Annotated in this window: 11 protein-coding genes; 5 read left to right on the top strand and 6 right to left on the bottom strand. The window is 67.1% G+C overall.

The features are described 5' to 3' along the window. Nucleotides 1-43 precede the first annotated feature (43 nt). Genes THITH_RS10225 through THITH_RS10215 form a run of 3 tightly spaced genes read right to left on the bottom strand, consistent with a single transcriptional unit; the run spans nt 44 to nt 2,056 of the window. Nucleotides 44-838 carry a class I SAM-dependent methyltransferase gene (locus tag THITH_RS10225; protein ID WP_006748198.1) on the bottom strand — a complete coding sequence of 265 codons (795 nt, stop codon included), beginning with the start codon at nt 836-838 and terminating at the stop codon, nt 44-46. After that, a complete protein-coding gene (locus tag THITH_RS10220; protein ID WP_006748199.1) occupies nt 831-1,796 on the bottom strand; it encodes a methyltransferase domain-containing protein in 966 nt (321 codons plus the stop codon). Before THITH_RS10220 ends, THITH_RS10225 begins: the two co-directional genes overlap by 8 nt. Continuing rightward, nucleotides 1,796-2,056, bottom strand: a complete 261-nt coding sequence (locus tag THITH_RS10215; RefSeq protein ID WP_006748200.1) for a hypothetical protein — start codon at nt 2,054-2,056, stop codon at nt 1,796-1,798. The genes THITH_RS10220 and THITH_RS10215 overlap by 1 nt, the downstream gene beginning before the upstream one ends. A gap of 307 nt (nt 2,057-2,363) precedes the next feature. On the opposite strand from THITH_RS10215, the gene THITH_RS10210 reads away from it, so the two are divergent. The 4 genes from THITH_RS10210 to THITH_RS10195 all read left to right on the top strand — a co-directional run bounded on the left by THITH_RS10210 (nt 2,364) and on the right by THITH_RS10195 (nt 11,479). Continuing rightward, nucleotides 2,364-3,023, top strand: coding sequence for a beta-class carbonic anhydrase (locus tag THITH_RS10210; protein ID WP_006748201.1), 660 nt, complete (start codon nt 2,364-2,366; stop codon nt 3,021-3,023). Between the two features lie 539 nt (nt 3,024-3,562). After that, on the top strand, nt 3,563-5,914 hold the full coding sequence (locus THITH_RS10205) for a pentapeptide repeat-containing protein (RefSeq protein ID WP_025367471.1): 2,352 nt from the start codon (nt 3,563-3,565) through the stop codon (nt 5,912-5,914). Between the two features lie 124 nt (nt 5,915-6,038). Beyond that, complete coding sequence (locus tag THITH_RS10200; protein ID WP_006748203.1) at nt 6,039-9,365, top strand: hypothetical protein; 3,327 nt, start codon at nt 6,039-6,041, stop codon at nt 9,363-9,365. A gap of 86 nt (nt 9,366-9,451) precedes the next feature. Next, complete coding sequence (locus tag THITH_RS10195) at nt 9,452-11,479, top strand: pentapeptide repeat-containing protein (RefSeq protein WP_006748204.1); 2,028 nt, start codon at nt 9,452-9,454, stop codon at nt 11,477-11,479. 213 nt (nt 11,480-11,692) lie between these two features. Here the strand turns inward: THITH_RS10195 and THITH_RS10190 are convergent, their stop codons facing one another. From THITH_RS10190 to THITH_RS10180, 3 genes are read right to left on the bottom strand one after another with little or no spacing between them, the layout of a single operon-like run. Next, nucleotides 11,693-13,867, bottom strand: coding sequence for a RelA/SpoT family protein (locus THITH_RS10190; RefSeq protein ID WP_006748205.1), 2,175 nt, complete (start codon nt 13,865-13,867; stop codon nt 11,693-11,695). Between the two features lie 40 nt (nt 13,868-13,907). Beyond that, nucleotides 13,908-16,403 carry an ABC transporter permease gene (locus tag THITH_RS10185; protein WP_006748206.1) on the bottom strand — a complete coding sequence of 832 codons (2,496 nt, stop codon included), beginning with the start codon at nt 16,401-16,403 and terminating at the stop codon, nt 13,908-13,910. Continuing rightward, nucleotides 16,400-17,107, bottom strand: coding sequence for an ABC transporter ATP-binding protein (locus tag THITH_RS10180; protein WP_006748207.1), 708 nt, complete (start codon nt 17,105-17,107; stop codon nt 16,400-16,402). Before THITH_RS10180 ends, THITH_RS10185 begins: the two co-directional genes overlap by 4 nt. Here THITH_RS10180 and THITH_RS10175 point away from each other — a divergent pair. After that, the gene (locus THITH_RS10175; protein ID WP_041483428.1) at nt 17,106-17,801 is read left to right on the top strand and encodes an arylesterase; all 696 of its coding nucleotides are present in this window, start codon (nt 17,106-17,108) and stop codon (nt 17,799-17,801) included. The two genes, THITH_RS10180 and THITH_RS10175, sit on opposite strands and share 2 nt — an antisense overlap. Nucleotides 17,802-17,839 lie beyond the last annotated feature (38 nt).

Here is a 17,839-nt window from a genome sequence, read left to right as displayed (position 1 = left end):
GCCGCCTGCCTGCGGTCTGCACGCCTGAACGCCCTCTGGATTCCTATGCCTCGGGTGTCGGCGTCCGGTCCCCCGGTTTGCGTGCTTTCACGAACACCAACAGCGGGTGTTCCAGGAAGAGTGTCCAGTAATCCGTTCCGTAGCGTTCCATCCCCTCCGGCGATATGCCCGGACGATGGATCCGAACGTCGACGAAGCCGGCCTCTGAGAGTGCCCATTCCAGCGCGTCGCGGGTGAAGTAGCGGCAGTCGAACGCCAGCTGTTGGATTCCGCCCTCGGCATCGGGCACGAGCCAGGTGACCGTCAGCTTTGCTGCGTCCTTGGCCAGTTCGGCGATGCGCTTGGTCTTCCCATATTTCTCAAAGCCCGTTTCGGAGTCTGGAAGCAGGTCGGGATTGTCGTTCATGCTCAGGAGTGTTCCTCCCGGCTTGAGATTGTCGTAGAGGATGCGGCACATCTGCAGGAGTTCGGCCCGATCTTTCGCATAGCTCATCACGAACGGGGAGAAAACGAGGTCGAACGCACCCAATATCCCGATATCGAGGACGCTGCCCGTTCGGTATTCGATCCCGAGCGGATCCCGTTCTTCATGCAGGCGTGCCAGTGCGATCATCTGCGGAGATAGGTCGACGGCCAGCACCGACGCGGCGCCATGCCGACGAATGATGCGGGAGAAGAATCCATCACTACAGGCAAGTTCGAGTACTGTCCGCCCCTGCAAGGGCGGTAGCAATCTCGAAAGTGTATGGGTTTCTGCGTAGCGCCGGACCGGCGTGGATCCCGTGTCCAGCGTCCCGTATCCGTCGGCGATCGTATCGAAGTACTGCTGCTCACTCATGTGCAAGGACTCCCCGCAAAGTCGTGACAAGCTGCTTGCGGGTCTCGTGGGGATACCCGCGTGCCCACAGCAGCACCATCTCGTGTTGGTTGGAAAAGCGATTCTGCTCGGACGCCAAGTGATGTTGCCACTGCCTCACGTAAGTCGACCGGGCGTCGGCCGGCAGGGCCTCGAGCGGGTATTCGGGGAGGTAGAACTCGAGCATCAGGCGCAGTGCCCGGGCAGCCGGGGTGGCTTGGAATGTCCGGCTGAAGGCATCCAGATCCTCTGGATCCGTTGCCATCGCCTCGTACACGGCGGGCGATATGGTTGGCACAACGATCTCGCGGCGGAATCGCAACGCGTCGCACTGCAGATCGACCGTCCGTGCCGCAGCCAGGAACGGCGCATTGCCTTCCGGATTGTGAATGAGGACGGCGAGCCCGTCCGGAGTAAGCAAGCTGCTGAGCCGTTGAAGAAAGGCGGTGTGCCCGTGACTCAGATAGTAGCCACTGTGGACCATCCAGACGAAATCGAACGCATGATCGGCCAGTGCATCCCAGCATGTCCGGTCGCGGTAGTCGGCCAGCCGAAGCACCGCCCGGCTTCCCGTTGGAGTTTGGGCCATTAGGTGCGATCGCGCCTCCTTCAGCATCCGTGCGTCGATGTCCATGCCGAGATAGTCGATCGCACAGCGAGCCGAAAGCATTCGCAGGAGGCGCGATGCGACCTCACCATTGCCGCACCCTACGTCCAGGATCGCCGTGGGCGCCGATTGCCGGAATCCACGCCCGAGTTGCTCCAGCGCTTCGAACAGTGCCCCAATCGCGTGCAAGAGGTCGCTCCGATCGGTGCTGTGACGGTGATGTTCCGCGAGCGCTTCCAGATAACGAGTCTGGCGCCAGCGCTCACGTTCCTGGACATCGAACGTCTCGGGTGGAATGTGGCCGCGTAGCGCCGAATGATCATGGCATTTCATTACACGAAATCCTCGATTCCCGCCGCCAATTCGGCCAGCGCCTGCCGATAGCCGCGCAGGGGTGCCCCCCCGCCCATCGTCTTGTTGACGTCCAGCAGCACGGGGTTTCCGTCATGCATGACATAGTCGAAGCGGCCGTAGTCCATCCCCAGTTCGTTCCTCGTGCGTCGAAGCGCCGGTGGAATCTCCACGGCAGTGTCCGGGGTGACCCGGTTGCCGAATTTCACAATCGGGTCGTAAGACCCGTACCGGCCGCTCATCTGGCGGGATCCGAAAAACGTCCAGTACCGGACGAAGAAGACGTCGTCCTCACGCTCGGGAAGGAATCGTTCGACAATCAGCTTCGGATTTTTCCAGATCCCCAGGGGGACATCCCGCAGGCTGTCGAAGCGCGGATACTGCTGCGGCTGAATGCGTTCGATGGTGCGACGGCTGCAGCACGATGCGCGCCTGCCTGTGATTGTCCGCTCCGGCCAACTATAAGAGAGGTTACGCGAACGCGCTGCAACGTGCCGACCGGGAGAGTATGCGCGTCATCCATCAGACGACAGGCTTGGAGGGGATACCATGGCGACCTCGAACACAGACGAACTTCTCCGAAACAACCAGCAATATGCCAGTGGCGAACCGGTACACATGCCGGGCTACCCCGGCAAACAGCCGATCCAGCCGTCGCGGCGCGTGGCGGTCGTCGCCTGCATGGATGCACGCCTGGACGTCGAAGACCTGCTGGGACTGCAGACCGGCGAGGCGCATATCATCCGCAACGCCGGCGGCGTCGTCACCGAGGATGCGATCCGCTGCCTGATTATCTCGCATCACCTGTTGAACACCAACGAGATCATCCTCATCCACCACACCCGCTGCGGCATGCTGGCATTCACCGACGATCTGCTCAAGGCCGGCCTCGAGGGCGATGCGGCCGCGGAGAAGCTGCTCGGTCAGGCAACTGGCCGTACCTTCGTCAGTACCGGCAAGGCCTCGAGCAGTCCGGTTGCCTTCCATGCCTTCCGCGGCCCGATCGAGCCACTGGACTCGCCGCGCGACGACAAGAACATGGAGCGTCTGGCGTGGGACGTTCGGCGGGGCATTTCGGCGATCAAGAATCACCCGTGGCTTCCTGCCAGCGGGCCCGACGCGGTGACGGTGCGTGGGTTCATCTACGACGTTGATACCGGCGAGCTGGAGGAGGTGAGTTACCCCGGACCCATGGGATCGATCGGCTGACCGGCATAGGGAGACTACCTCGCGCCGAGGCTTGTGCAGGTCGAGCGCGACGGCCCCGCACCGACGTGACCCCAGAGGGTTGCGCTGGGCCTGCTGGACCGCAAGGTTCGTTCCACAAATCGGCAGCGGCACGGCCCGCTGGGTGCGCACGACTGGGCACGGTTTCGACGTGGGGAAATCGATGTCGCCCGCGATAGCTCTGCTGCGTTCGGGAACGCCATTGCCGGCGACGGCCTTGCCGCGGTCCAGACGCTGGGAACGGCACACGCTCGTGGCCTGGGAATCCGCCCATGCTCCGCGTTGGGGACTTGCCGGTGAAAAAACGCCGGATGCTGACTACACTAGTCGGAAAGTCGTAGATCGTGCGTTCTAAGTAGGCGAGGTGCTCGGGCGGCGCGAGTTGCTGGCAACGATTCTGCGGCTGGTTCCGGCCATCGGAGCCGAGTGCCTGCCAACCAACCGTACGCGGGGTGACAGGGATGTTCACAGCATTGCAGACCGTTGCCGGGCCCGGATCGAGTGTACGCGCTGCTGGGTTCGTGCTCTTACTGACAGGTGGATCGGCGGCGTTCGCAGCCGACGCCCCGTTACGAGACGCACACCAGCCGCCCAGTCTCGAGCATCGCTCGGCCTGTCCTGTTGCGCCCTCGGGGCCGGACTACTCGGGGCAGGACCTCACCAACCGCAACTTCCATGACCGCCCGGCCGGCTCGTTGCGGGGCGCCAACTTCGAGAACGCGATCCTGAAGGGGGCCCGCTTCGACGGCCAGGACCTGACCGGTGCGAGCTTCAGGGGAGCCGACCTGGGCCCCTCCGGTTTCGGGCCTGTGAATTTCTCCGGCGCGGTGCTTCACGAGACCTGTTTCATTGACGCCATCCTGAACGCCACCCGCTTCACCTTCGCCGAGTTCCGCTGCACCGACTTCTCGGGCACGTCGCTGATGCACGCGGAGTTCGGGCCGCGGCAGCAGATCGCCGCCGGCGACGGCTGTCGCACCGATTTCAGCCATGCCACGCTGGACGTGAACGCGATCACCACCGACCACTGGGGGCAGATCGACTTCACCCGCACCAACTTCCAGAACGTGAGCCCCAGCACCTTTTCCCTGAAGGGGAAGGACATCACGGGCGCGATCCTGGTGGGCGCGAACTTCAGCAGCATCGACATGACCGGCGCCAATCTCACCGGCGTGGACTTCAGCGGAGCGAATCTGATCGCGGCGAAGCTCGACGACGCCGCCCTGAACGGCGTCCGCCTGGTGCACGCCGACCTGACCGGCGCCGGGCTCTCCTGCGCGCGGTTTTATGGAGCCAAGGGCGACGACAAGGACAATCCCAACGGCAAGGCCTGCCCGGACACCCCGGATTCGCGGGATCCACGCAAGGCAGCGGATCTCACACAGGCGGTGTTCAGGGGAGCCAATCTCTCGCACGCCACGCTGAATTTCGCGGTGCTGCATGGCGCGAACCTGTCGGGAGCGACCCTCAGGAACGCCAGCTTCATCCATGCGGACCTCACGCCCAGCGGTACGCTGCCGGCCGCTTCCGTGCTCGGAGCCGACCTGACCGACACCTACTTTTCCGGCGCAGCCGTCAACTTCGTCCAGTTCAACAGCGTCATCCTGACCCGGGCCCGATTCAACGACGCGACCCTGCAGGGAACGAGCTTCAACGGCGTGATCATGCCGGACGTCAGTTTCGATGGTTCCATCCTGGAGAACGTCAGCTTTCACGGCTCGGTGCTGCAACAGGCCCGCTTCACCGGCACGACCATGAAGACCACCCCGGACAGCGGCGGCACGGGTGTCGATTTCACCTGTACGCAGCTGGGTGGCAGCGATTTCAGCAACGCCACGATCACCGCCGCCGACTTCCAGGCCGCAGTGATGCCGCCGGCCGGCGAGTGCTGCCCGCCCAAGGCGGGATTCAACTGGTGTGGCACCATCGACATCACCCAGGAGGCGTACGGGCCCGTTACGTTTCCGGTGCTGAACGCGAGCGTGTACTGTCCGAACGGCGAGGTCGCCCCCTGCACCGGCCGGCAGTGGATTATCCCCGGCTGGCAGACGCGCGACTGTTCGCCGCCCCCCGACCACGCGTTGCGGACGGTGTGGTCGAAACCGCCCTGTGATGCGCCTCCCGGCGACATCGTCCACTTCAAGGATGACAATCTGAAGTCCTGCATTCTGGAGATGCTGCCGGGGCACCCGTCAGAGGTGACGGTACAGACTGCCCAGGCGCTGCCCGAGGTCCGCTGTCCTGGACGGCAGATCGAGGATCTCACCGGGCTCGAGCACTTCACTTCGCTGCTGAGCCTGGACCTGAGCGCCAACCGGATCGAGCAGTACGCGCTGCCGCTTCCGAACCTGCAGAGCCTGAAGATTGCCAACAACGCGCTCACGCTGCTCGACCTGTCGAACACCACCGGCCTGGTGCGGCTCGATGCCTCGAACAACCGGCTCAAGTCGATTCAGCACCTCGATATCCTGCAGGCGCTGGAGGTGCTGGATGTATCGGGCAATGCGCTCACCGCGCTCGACCTGGCCATCCAGGACACGCTGATCTACGCCGATGCCTCGGACAACCAGCTCGCCTCGGTGCTCGACGCTTACAACCCGAGCCTCGATCGTCTCACCTCGCTCAGCTACCTGGATCTTTCGGGGAATTCGCTGTCGAGCGTCGGCGCGCTGTCGGCAATCGCCAACAGCGCCAAGCAAAACCCCGATGGCCGGCTCGCCTTCCTCGAGGTCGGATGCAATGCCGGCTTCGACTGCGCGGCGTTGCAGCTGGACGGGAGCTATCGGGCGCTGCAGACCAGCCAGTGCGCGGAGTTCAACTCCGCGAACAACCAATGGGTCGTGCTCAAGACCCCGAAGTGCCCGACGCGTTAGGCGCCATCGTGGCAGCCGGCTTCCCGGACGGTGTCGCATCGCCTACGGGCGTTCCACGCACGCTGCCACGCGGGAGAGACCGCCGGGCTGGATTCATCCATCAAGCATTGTGCAAGGAGATGTCATGACCGGAGCTGTCGAAAGGAATGACGGCGGCAAGGCCGCCGGGGTCTCGGGACCGGTGCCCACGGTGTTTCACGCGGATCTGTCCGATGCCCATCCCGGCGAGGAGTACTGGCTGCATGCGGTGGGGACACGACATGCGCTGGTGCCGCATACGGCCCGGAGCCTCGCGCGGCTGCGCGAGCAGGCGCCGCAGCTGGCGCACCGACAGCTGACGCACTACACCGAACGGCCGGTGGAACTTCCGGCCGGTACGGTCGTTCGCGTTCATCTCAAGCACACGCTGAAGTCGTTTCCCGATGCCAGGGCGGTTCACGGCGTTTCCCATGTCGCGATCCACTGCCCGCCGCCGCCGGAGCGATTGGCCGCGCTGGTGGCCAATGGCGGCGCAATGCACCAGACCATCGACTACGTCTCCACCGCAAAATCCCTCGTCTTTCACCACGCGGATCTCATCAACAAGGATCCGGAGACGACCCGGATCATCCACGATTACATGGACAACAACGTCCAGATCAGCGGGCAGTTCAACGACCTCGCGGCCCAGATGCGCCGCATGGGCCCTCCGACCGAGAACTCCGGCTGGGCGCGCCTGGTTCCGTTCACGCCGGACAACCCCGACGCCGGATACCACGGAGACAAGACCTACTACTTCGCGCAGCCGACGCCGGCGAGCATGGACGCTGCGGGCGCGGTGATGACCTCGATGATGAAGGCCACGAAGAACGATCCGCGCCTGAAGGTGAGGAAGGATCCGAGGACCGGGCAGTGGCAGGGCAAGTGGACGCAGCAGACGGGGCAGAGCGTCGACATCGCGACGGCATCCGAAAGCCTGCAGCTCGCCGCCGACATCCGCGCGCTGGCGGGCGACGACTGGAACGCCACCCTGCAGAACAGTCGCGTCGTGCACGGCATGAAAACGGCGATGGAGGTGCTCGATCGCGACAAGCGCAAGGTGAAGCTCACCCTCACCAACGAGTACATCCGCTACCTGGGCGCCTACATCCGCTTCTACGACGCGGACGGCAACGCGATGAAGGTGCCCGACTGGAATGCGGACGCCGGCATCATCACCGAGGTGATCAACGAGGCGCTCGACATCCAGTACGACGACCTCCGTTTCATCGGCTACATCGGGCCGGTGAACAACGTGATGGCGATTCCGATCGTCGCGGATCCCGGCAAGCTGGAGGTGACGCTGACCTTTCCGCCAGACGCGGTCAGCGCCAGCATCTATGGGTCCGGTCTCGGCACGGGCGCCGACCACTGGCCAAAGACGCCGATCGTCGGCGGTGTGATGACCGGCATCTTCAACCTCGGCGTACCGGCATTCATGCTGGCGGCTGCCACTGCCGCGCAGTCCTACAAGCCGCTCTACGACATCGTCGACGAACTCTCCGGGAACAAGAAGTTCGTGGCGGCGGTGGTGGGTGGTGGCGTGGCCTTCTTCGGTGCACAGTTCGGCGTGAGCGCCGCGCACAAGGAGATGAACTGGCACGCCTTTTCCACGCTGGCCCAACTGCTGTTCAACAAGGCGGCCACCAAGGCGTTGCTATGGGTCGAGGCAGAGATGGCGACGGAGGAGGCGGCCGACGAGATCCCGTACGCGGGCTGGATCATGATCGCGATCAACATCGCGACCGGGATCGCGCAGATGGCCGAAACCATCGTCGAAGTCGCCACCTCGCCGTGGAACATCGAGAACCGGATTTCCACCGCGATCACCACGCAGGTGACGCTGCACCCGGACCCGAGGCATGGCACCTGGCCCCAGGGACCGGCCGGGAGCAGCGCGTCGTATACCGTGAAGATGATCTACAAGGACCAGGCCCGTCCGGCGCGGCTGGTGCAGCACGACCTGCCCGCGGGCTTTTCCGATGCCACGCTGGCTGCCAGCTTCCCCAACAACACGCTGGGTGGCCAGGTGAAGTTCGAGGCGGACTTCTACCTGGACCGATGGCTGGCCGGCAAGGCGACCACCGGCTGGCTGGAGAACGACGAGTCCGATGTCGCGCAGGTGACGATGTATCTGGTCCAGTACCCGATCCCGCTCACGGAGAAATCCATCTACCGGCACTCGGCGTTGCTCACCTTCCGGGAAGGCCGCTACCAGTGGCAGCCCACTGCCGAGGCACCGACCGCCACGATCGCGAGCCGCAACACCAGCAGCACCGGCAACGCGATCTCCGAGTGGTACGGTCTCACGCTCAGCCAGCGGCAGGGAATGATCGGTTTTGCCTGGAAGGCGGCCGGCATGGGCATCGACTCGTGCGTCAGCGGCCAGGGTGGGCAACTGAACGCCTTCCAGAACATCGCGATCCCTGGGATGTCGGTTCCCGCCGCCAAGTTTCCGCAGTGCGGCTTCGAGGGGCCGACGCAACTCGTCTACGACCCGTACCCGCCGAAGTTCGAGATGAAGGACGGACAATGGGTGTTGGGCCCCGACGGCAAGCCGTGCCCCGACCCGAACGACGTGGCGCTCGGTGCCTACTACATCGATCCGCGCAAGTCGGATGTCAGTCTCGACAAGGACGGCGGCTACCATCTGCGAAGGGTGGTGCTCGATACCGGGACACCCTTCGATACCGGCGCCAAGCTGCCGAGCCACGGGCGCTTCCCCTTCTTCCCGACCTCGTTCGCGCTGCACCCCGCGGGCTACGTGATCGCGGTCACCTCCCACAACCGGATCAACAAGCTCCAGATCGCGCCGCTTTCCATCGATGGCGCGGCGGACGACGCCCTGCCGGTGGCCCGCACCTACGCAGGCGAGGCGCTGGAAACGGACCGGGCGGGGCTGCTGTTCCGCCCAGTGGCGGTGACCTGCTCGTACGACGGCACCATCCTGGTGCTGGAGGACACCCGGGCGGAAGGCCAGGGCAGCCATGTCGTCGCCCGCATCCAGGCGTTCGATCTCCACGGTGACCCGGTCAACCGTTTCGTCGACGCGGACGGCCACCCGACGCCGTTTCTGCCATTGTTCCAGTCGGGCGAGCACAGCTATCTCGACATTGCCGCGGTCGGCAACGAGAAGCAGACCTACATCTACGTCCTCTACTACACCGGCGACGGGGCCGCCGCGACAGACTACAGCATGGCGGTCTACCAGTACGGCACCGAGGCGCCGAAAGTGAATCCGCTGGTGACCACCCCCGATATCCCGGCGGCCAAGCTGGTCGTGGACCTATGGCATACCGTCTACACGCTCAACTTCGACATGACCACGGACGGTTCCGGCCACCATGCGGGACCCGGCAACGCCTCGACCGGCCCCGCGGGCCGGACCGTGCCCTCGGTCAGCGAGTGGATCCCTCCGCTGCCGGGCACCTGATCCCTTCGGACCGGTGTGCCTTCCCGCCCGGGCGGCGATGACGGGGCGGGCATATATCCAACCCATGCGCCACGGAGGCCACGAGAATGAGACGGACACTGAGGAAGGCGGAGGGCCGGCGCGGCATGCTGCCGCTTCTGCTGTTGCTGCTGCTGGCGGCGGGCCCGACCACACCACTGGGCGCAACGCCGGCATCGAATCAGGGCACGGACCCGGCGCCGTTGCCGAGCACCGCGCCGGAGGAGCGGGACGTGCCGCTGGGCGAGGACACCCGCCTGGTGCTGGCGGGTGAAGCGCCCTATATCTGCCCCTACTGCGACCTGAAGGGGGCCGACCTGTCCGGTCGTGACCTGTCCGACGCCAACCTGACCGGGGCCGACCTGACCGGCGCGAACCTGGGCGGCAGTAACCTGAACGGGGCTTCGCTGACCGGCGCCAATCTTGCCGGGGTCGACCTGAGCAACGCACGGCTCGACGAGTCGGACAGGGGCCCGGCCGACCTTTCGCGCAGCAATCTCGCGGGGGCGCGCCTCGCCGGCGCATCAATGGATCGCACCGATCTCCAGTATGCCGACACCCAGGGGGCCCTGTTCGCGGACGTCGATCTGGGACGCGCACTTCTCGGCCCGCGCGCGAGCGCACGCGACCTGCTTGCCATGGAGGAACCATGGGTCTGTGGCAAGGCGGATTTGTCGCAGCTCACCAGCCGGATCTACGTTTCGACGGTCGGCACCGACGGCGCGGACTGCGGCACAACGCCGGCGGGCGCTTGCAGGACCATCGACCGCGGTCTGGAGCGCTGCGGGCCCTCCGGCTGCGGCGTGCTGGTGCAATGGGGCGAGTACAGTCCAGCCGAGAGCGTCGCGCTCCGCGAGGGCGTGGATGTCTATGGTGGCTGCCTGCCCGAGAGCCAGTCCCATCCGGACTATTTCTCGGTGATCCAGGCACCGGCCGGTGGGAAGCCTGCCGTGACCGCTTCCGGTGTCAACGCCGCGACACGCATGCAGGGCTTCCAGCTGGTGGGTTCGGCGGTGATCGAGGCCAACGGCGCGCCGAGTATTGCGCTCGTGGTGTCCGGCAGCGGGGGCCTATCGATCGTGAGCACGGAGATAATCGCCGGCACCGGCGGTGCCGGGGCCGGGGGCGACGACGGGCGCGACGGCACCCGGGGCGGAGACGGCAGCGGACGTACCGGCGGCAGTGTCACCGCCTGTGCCAATACCACTGGTGGCGCCGGTGCAGTAAAGCAGAAGGTGAGCGTCCATGTCCGTGCGGTCGACTTCACCTGCAAGCCCTCGTGCAGTGAGAACGGCTGCTGGGGCTACGCTGGCGCACCCGGCAGCACGGGCAACTGGGCGGCCGGCGGGAAGTGGGGGAGCGGTAACTGCACAGAATGCCCGCGCAGCCGCGGCAAGACGGGGCACGAGGGTGCCACCGGCAGCAACGGCGCTTGCGGCCACAAGGGCAGCCGCTCTACAGACACCGCAGGCGGTTTCACCGGAACCTCCTGGGACGGCTCGAGCGGCACGGCGGGCACCTCGGGCGGCACCGGTGGCGGCGGCGGGGGAGGCGGTGCCGGCGGCTACAAGGCCGGTGCCTGCTTCTGGGTGAAGACCGAGGACCCTGGCAATGAAGGCGGTGGCGGTGGCGCAGGCGGTTGCGCCGGCAACGCCGGGGGTGGCGGCCAGCAGGGTGGGGCGGCGTTCGCCGCGGTCCTGGCGGGCTCTACGGTCGCCTTCACCGATTCGCGTATCGTCGGCGGCCGCAGCGGCGATGGCGGCAACGGGGGGCGTGGCGGCAACGGCGCCGCCGGCGGCAGTGGTGCGGCCGGGGCGACCCATGAATCCGGCGGTCACGGCGGCCGTGGCGGAGACGGCGGTGCCGGCGGTGCCGCAGGGGGCGGCGCCGGCGGCAACTCCGGCCCGTCGGCCGGCGTGGCGCTGGTCGACGGCTCGGTCGTTAACACCACCGACACGCCCTTCTACCAGGGAGCGGCGGGTGCCGCAGGCGAGGGCGGCCGTGGCGGCACCGGTGCGAAAACCGGGCTCTGTTCCTCGGCCGGAGGTGACGACGGGCTGCCGGGAGTGGCGGCGGCCGTGCTCGAGTACAACTGACCCTGCCGCGTCGGACGAGATCCGTCTGTCCGGGTTTGCGCGGCCGGCTTTTCGATCGACGGCCCGGGTGGCTGGGCCGGGGTTCGCGCACCGTGCCCAGGCTTCGCGGTCGCCGGAGTGGTTCGCCCCAGCCCGGTTCAGCCTGGCCGGCTTGTCCTTTGCGCCGGCAGTTGTCCGCGGGCGGGGCGGGAGGGGGTCCGAAGCGTTCGCCGGTCAGTGGGCAGCCTTGTTCGCGACGCTGGAACGCCGATGAACGCTGTAGACATTGGCTAGCGACTGGATCCGGTCGAACAGCCCGCTGAGCTGGCTCAGGCTCTCGACCTCGGCGGTCAGTTCCATGCGCACCGAGCGGTCGATCGGGTCGGTGCGCGTCTGGACCGCGAGCAGGTTCACGTTCGCGTTCGCGAACACGTTGCTGATGTCGCGCAACAGCCCGGGCCGGTCCTGTGCGTCGACCAGCAGGTCGACCGCCTGGGTCGGCGGTTCCTGACCCCAGCTCACCGCGATCAGGCGCGAGCGCTTCTCGTCCGGCAGGCGCAGGACGTTCACGCAGTCGCGCCGGTGCACCGACACGCCCTTGCCGCGGGTGATGAAACCGATGATCGCGTCACCGGGCACGGGCTTGCAGCAGTTCGCGAGCGTGGTCAGCAGCCCGCCAACGCCGCGGATGTGGATGTCGCCGCCGCCGGCCGGCGTGCCGTCGTTGATCGGCCGGCGGCGCGGGCGTGGGGCCAGGATCGGCGTCGCTGCGTCGACTTGCAGCTTTTGCGCGACCTGCGAGGTGGTCAGATCGCCGGCGCCGAGCGCGACCAGCATGTCCTCGGAACGCCGGTAGCCGAGCTTGGTCGCGAGTTCGTCGTGGTCCACCTGGCTGACCCCGAGACGCTGGCACTCGCGGTCCAGCAGGTTGCGCCCGTTCGCCAGATGTTCCTCCTGGTTCTGCTGGCGGAACCAGCTGCGCGCCTTGTTGCGCGCGCGGGTGGTATGCAGGTAGCCGAGCGCCGGGTTGAGCCAGTCGCGGCTTGGGCCGCCCTGGCGGGTGGTCAGGATCTCGACGCGCTGGCCGGAACGCAGGCGGTAGGTCAGCGGCACGATGCGCCCGTCGACCTTGGCCCCCCGGCAGCGGTGGCCGACTTCGGTGTGCACGCCGTAGGCGAAGTCCAGCGGCGTGGCGCCGGCCGGCAGGTCGAGTACCTCGCCGCGCGGGGTCAGCACGAACACCCGCTGGTGCAGCATCTCGCTCTGGAATTCCTCCAGCAGGTTCTGGTCGTCGCCATCGGACTCGAGCAGCTGGCGCAGTGAATTGATGGCCCTGGCCAGCGCCAGATCCTCGCGGCCGCCTTCCTTGTAGCGCCAGTGCGCCGCGACCCCGAGTTCGGCGAACTCGTGCATCGCGCGGGTCCGGATCTGCACTTCGACGACCTTGCCCTCGGGGCCGATCACCGCGGTATGCAACGACTGGTAGCCGTTGTCCTTCGGGTTGGCGATGTAGTCGTCGAACTCGCGCGGCAGGTGCGGCCACTGGTTATGCACGATCCCGAGCACGGTGTAACAGGCGGAGAGGTCGTCGACGATCACGCGCGTCGCTCTCAGGTCGGTCAATTCCTCCAGTGCCAGTTGCTTCTTCTGCATCTTGCGCCAGATGCTGTAGATGTGTTTCGGGCGCCCGTACACGCGGGCCTGCACGCCTTCCGCCTTCAGCGCCGTTTCCAGTTTGCGCGTGAAAGCCTCGACATACGCTTCCCGCGCGCGGCGGTTCGCATCGAGCCCGTTGGCAATCGCGCGGTACGCATCGGGCTCGAGGATGCGCAGCGACAGGTCTTCCATCTCCCATTTCAGCGAACCGATCCCGAGGCGGTTCGCCAGCGGGGCGATCACATCCAGCGTCTCCTGGGCGAGCAGCTTCGCGTTGGGTTCCATCTGCTTGACCGCCAGGCGCAGATTCTGCAGGCGGAACGCGAACTTGATCAGCAACGCGCGCACGTCGTCGACCATCGCCAGCAGCATGCGCCGCAGGCGTTCGGCCTGTTCGGGCCGTCCGGTCGGGCTCTCGAATCGGCGCCGCACCAGCTCGCTGACGTTCTCGGTCAGGCGCGCCACCACTTCGCCGAACTGCTGGCTCATCTGTTCGTGCGTCAGACGCCGGGCAAACACCGCGGGAATCAACAGCGTCGCGATCAGCGTCTGGCGGTCGACGTTCAGCCGGCGCAGGATCTCCGCAACGTCCAGCGGATGGGTCTGGAGCCCGCATTCGTCGACCGAATCCAGCGCGTAGCGGATGGCTGCGGAAATCTGCACATCCGGCGTCTCGGAGCCCGAGAAGTGGCGCACGAGGGTCTCGCGCTCCATTCCCTGCAACTGTTGGTCGGTCAGCAGTGAGTGACGCATCGGTTCAGTATATCCACGCCGGGCGCGAACGCACGCGGGTTCACTCCGGGCCGCGCAGAACCTTCAGCGGCGCCTGGTTCAACACCTGGCGCGTGCCCAGCCAGCCGGCCAGCGCGATTCCCAGCGTGCCGCCACCGATGCCGAACACGAACGTCAGCGGATTGACCGCGTAGTCGAAGCCGAACACCTGCCAGGCCAGCAGTGCCCCGACTGCGCTCGCGATCACCGCGGCGAGCAGGCCGGAGAGCAGCCCCAGCGAGCCGAATTCGGCCAGCAGCGCGTTGCGGATCTGCGGCCGCCGCGCGCCCAGCGTACGGAGCAGCGCCGCCTCGCGCCGGCGTACCTCGCGGGTCGCCTGCACGGCCGCGTACAGCACGGTCAGCCCCGCGAACAGCGTGAACAGGAACACGTACTCGACCGCGCGCGTGGCCTGGTCGATCACGCTCCGAACCTGCGCCAGCAGCGCGGCGACGTCGATCGCGGTGACCGCCGGGAACTCCCGCAGCCAGCGGTTCTTGTCCGCTTCGAGTTCCGCAGGCAGATGGAGGCTGGTGATGTAGGTGCGCGGCTGGTTCGCGAGCAGCGCCGGCGGGCCGATCACGAAGAAGTTCACCCGGAAACTGTCCCAGTCCACCTCGCGCACACTGGTGATACGGCCCTGCACCGGGGTTCCGGCAACGCGGAAGGTGAGCTCGTCCCCGAGGCGCAGCCCGAACCGCTCCATCAGTCCGCTTTCCACGGACCATTCGCCGGTCGCATCAGGGTCGAACCAGCGCCCTGCGGCGAGGCGGTTGTGGCTCGGCATCGCTTCGGCATGGGAAAGGTTGAACTCGCGTTCCAGCAGGCGACGGGCGCGTTCGTCGGCGAAATCCTCGGCGCGTACGGGCTCCCCGTTCACCGCGACCAGTCGTCCGCGGATCATCGGCTCCATTTCCGGGCGCGGCAGCCCGGAGGCCGCGACGCGGTCCGCGAAAGCCTGTTCCTCGCCCGGCTGGATGTTGATGAAAAACAGATTCGGCGCGTCGGGCGGGATGTTCCGTTCCCAGGCCGCGAGCAGGTCCACGCGCACGATCGCGAGCAAGAGCAGCGCGAGGATCCCGATGCTGAACGCAACCATCTGGATCGCGCTCAGCCCGCCGCGGCGCGACAGGTTCGCGAGTCCGAAGCGCAGCGCCATCGTGCCGCGGTCGCGCAATGGCCGGAGCAGCACGATCAGCACCAGGCCGAGCGCCCCGAGCAGCAGCAGCGCCAGCACGGTACCCAGCAGCACCCAGAGCGCGAGCGCCGGGTCCGCGGCCTGCCAGTAGAGCAGGGCGCCGAAGGTCAGCAGCGCGAGCAACCCGGACAGCCATACCGACACCGGCGGCAGGCCCAGATCGCGGCGCAGCACGCGCAGCGGCGGGACGCGGCCGATGCGCAGCAGCGCCGGCAGCGCGAAGCCGGCGGCGGTCACCAGCCCGACCCCGAGCCCTGCGGCGACCGGCCGCGGGCCCGGCGGCGGCAGCCCGGTGGCGAGCCATTCGCCGAGCAAGGCGCTCAGCACGAACTGCGCCGCGAAACCGAGTGCCAGCCCGATGCCGCTGGCGAGCGCCGCAATCGCCAGCACGCGCAGGAAGAACAGGCGCAGCACGCGCCGTCCGCTGGCGCCCAGCGCGCGCATCACCGCGGCCGCATCGGCGCGTTGTTCGGCGTAATGGTGGGCGGCCACCGCGATCGCGGCTCCGGCGAGCAGCACCGCCATCAGCGAGGCGAGCCCGAGGAAGCGGCGCGCACGGTTTACCGCTTCGCGAAGTTCCGGGTTGGCGTCCTCGAGGTCGAGCAAGCGCTGCCCGGCGTCCAGTTCGGCCTGCAGCCAGCCGCGAAACTGCTGCACCGCACCGGGCGGGCCCGCGACCAGCAGCTGATACTGCACGCGGCTGCCCGGCCCGATCAACCCGGTTCGGTCGAGATCGTCGAAGTGGATCAGCAGGCGCGGCGCGATGTCGAACAGAGTGCTGCCGCGGTCGGGCTCCAGCCGCAGATGCGCGTCGATCTCGAGCGGCAGCCGTCCCAGTTCGACCTCGGCACCGGGCGCAATGTCCAGTGCTTGCAGCAGGGCTCCATCCGCCCAGGCGGTCCCCGCCGCTGGACCCTGCGTACGTGTCTCCGGCTGCGGGTCGCCCGCGACCTGCGCGGTACCGTGCAGCGGCCACGCCGGATCGACCGCGCGCACCGAGACCAGCAGCGAGTCGTCGTCCGGGGTGAACAGCACGCTGGGCAGCGTCGCGCTGCGAATCGACTCGAGTCCCAGCGCCCGCGCCTCGCTGCGCCAGCGTTCGGGTATCGGCGCGTCCGAGACGACCGCCAGATCCCCGCCCAGCAGGGTCGCGGCCTGCTGTTCCATCCCGCGGTCGACGCGGTCGGTGAAGAAACCCACCGCGGCGACTGCTGCGACTGCAACCACCAGCGCCGCAGCGAGCACCCGCAGTTCCGGGCTGCGCCATTCGCGTAAGGTATCGCGCAGGAACGCGTACAGGCGCGAGCGGCCGGCGTTCATGCCAGGATCCCATCCTGGAGGTGGATCACGCGGTCGCAGCGCCCGGCCAGCGCCGGGTCATGGGTGACCAGCACCATCGCGGCCCCGGTGCCCGCATCGCCCGAGCCGGCCAGGCGGAACAGCAGGTCGATGATGCGGGCGCCGGTGTCGGCATCGAGGTTGCCGGTGGGCTCGTCGGCGAACAGGACTGCCGGGCGGTCCACGATCGCCCGAGCAATGGCCACCCGCTGTTGTTCGCCGCCGGAGAGCTGATACGGGTAATGCGCTGCGCGCGCGGTCAGCCCGACCTGATCCAGCGCTTCTCGCGCCTGCGCGGTGATTGCCGCCGACGCCATGCCATCGTGGGCGGGGTTGAGTTCGAGCGGCAGTACCACGTTCTCCAAAGCGGTCAGTGCCGGCAGCAACTGGAACGACTGGAACACGAAGCCGACGCTTCCTGCGCGCAGCGCCGCGCGACCGTCCTCGTCGAGTTTGCCGATGTTCTCGCCGAGCAGGCGAACTTCTCCGGCACTCGGAGCGTCCAGACCGGCAAGGAGTCCCAGCAAGGTCGACTTGCCCGAGCCGGAGGCGCCGAGGATCGCGACGCTCTCGCCCGGCGCGACCGCGAGCGTGATTCCGCGCAGAATGTCCAGCGGGCCGCTGGGTCCGTCGATCCGCTTTTCCAGGCCCTGTGCCTGCACGATGGAGTTCGAGGTTGCATCCATGTTCGGTTTCCTGATCGCTGTCGCGAGAGCAATGGTACTGGCACTGACGGTGGCCGCGGGGGCGGCGTTGCCATGGACTGTCGTCGCTGCCGGAAATGTCTCGGATCCGGAGGTGCCCCATCGGCTGCTGGTCTTCGGAGACTCGCTCAGCGCGGCCCACGGGATCGCCGGAGACGCCGGCTGGGTGACGTTGCTGGAACAACGCCTGATGGACCGGGATGCGGCCTGGAAGGTTCACAATGCCTCGGTAGGAGGGGAGACCACCGCCGGCGGCCGAACCCGCTTGCCCACCGTGCTGGAGGATTTTCGTCCCGATCTCGTGATTCTCGAGCTCGGCGGCAACGACGGCCTGCGCGGGCTGTCGCTGCGCGCGATGCGCGAGAACCTCGAGGCGATGCTGGACGCGATCGATGCGGCCGGCGCGCAGGTGCTGCTGGTCGGGATCGAGATCCCGCCCAACTACGGCCCGCGGTACACGGAACGATTTTCCGGGATCTTCGCCGAACTGGCCGAGGCGCGCGCGCTGCCACTATTGCCGTTCCTGCTCGACGGGGTCGCGCTGGATGCCGATCTGATGCTCGACGACGGCATCCACCCCGCTGCCGGCGCCCAGCCACGGATCCTGGAAAACGTCTGGGCGGAGCTCGAACCGCTGATCGTCCGGATCGAGCGGGAATGTGCTCCGCAATCGTGACAACGGGACCCGACACGCCAAGACCCCAACACGTCGTT

It is taken from the genome of Thioalkalivibrio paradoxus ARh 1, assembly GCF_000227685.2.
In the GTDB taxonomy this organism is placed as follows: Bacteria; Pseudomonadota; Gammaproteobacteria; order Ectothiorhodospirales; family Ectothiorhodospiraceae; genus Thioalkalivibrio; species Thioalkalivibrio paradoxus.
Note: the sequence above shows the minus strand (reverse complement) of the source record. Positions and strands in the feature narration are given on the sequence as shown.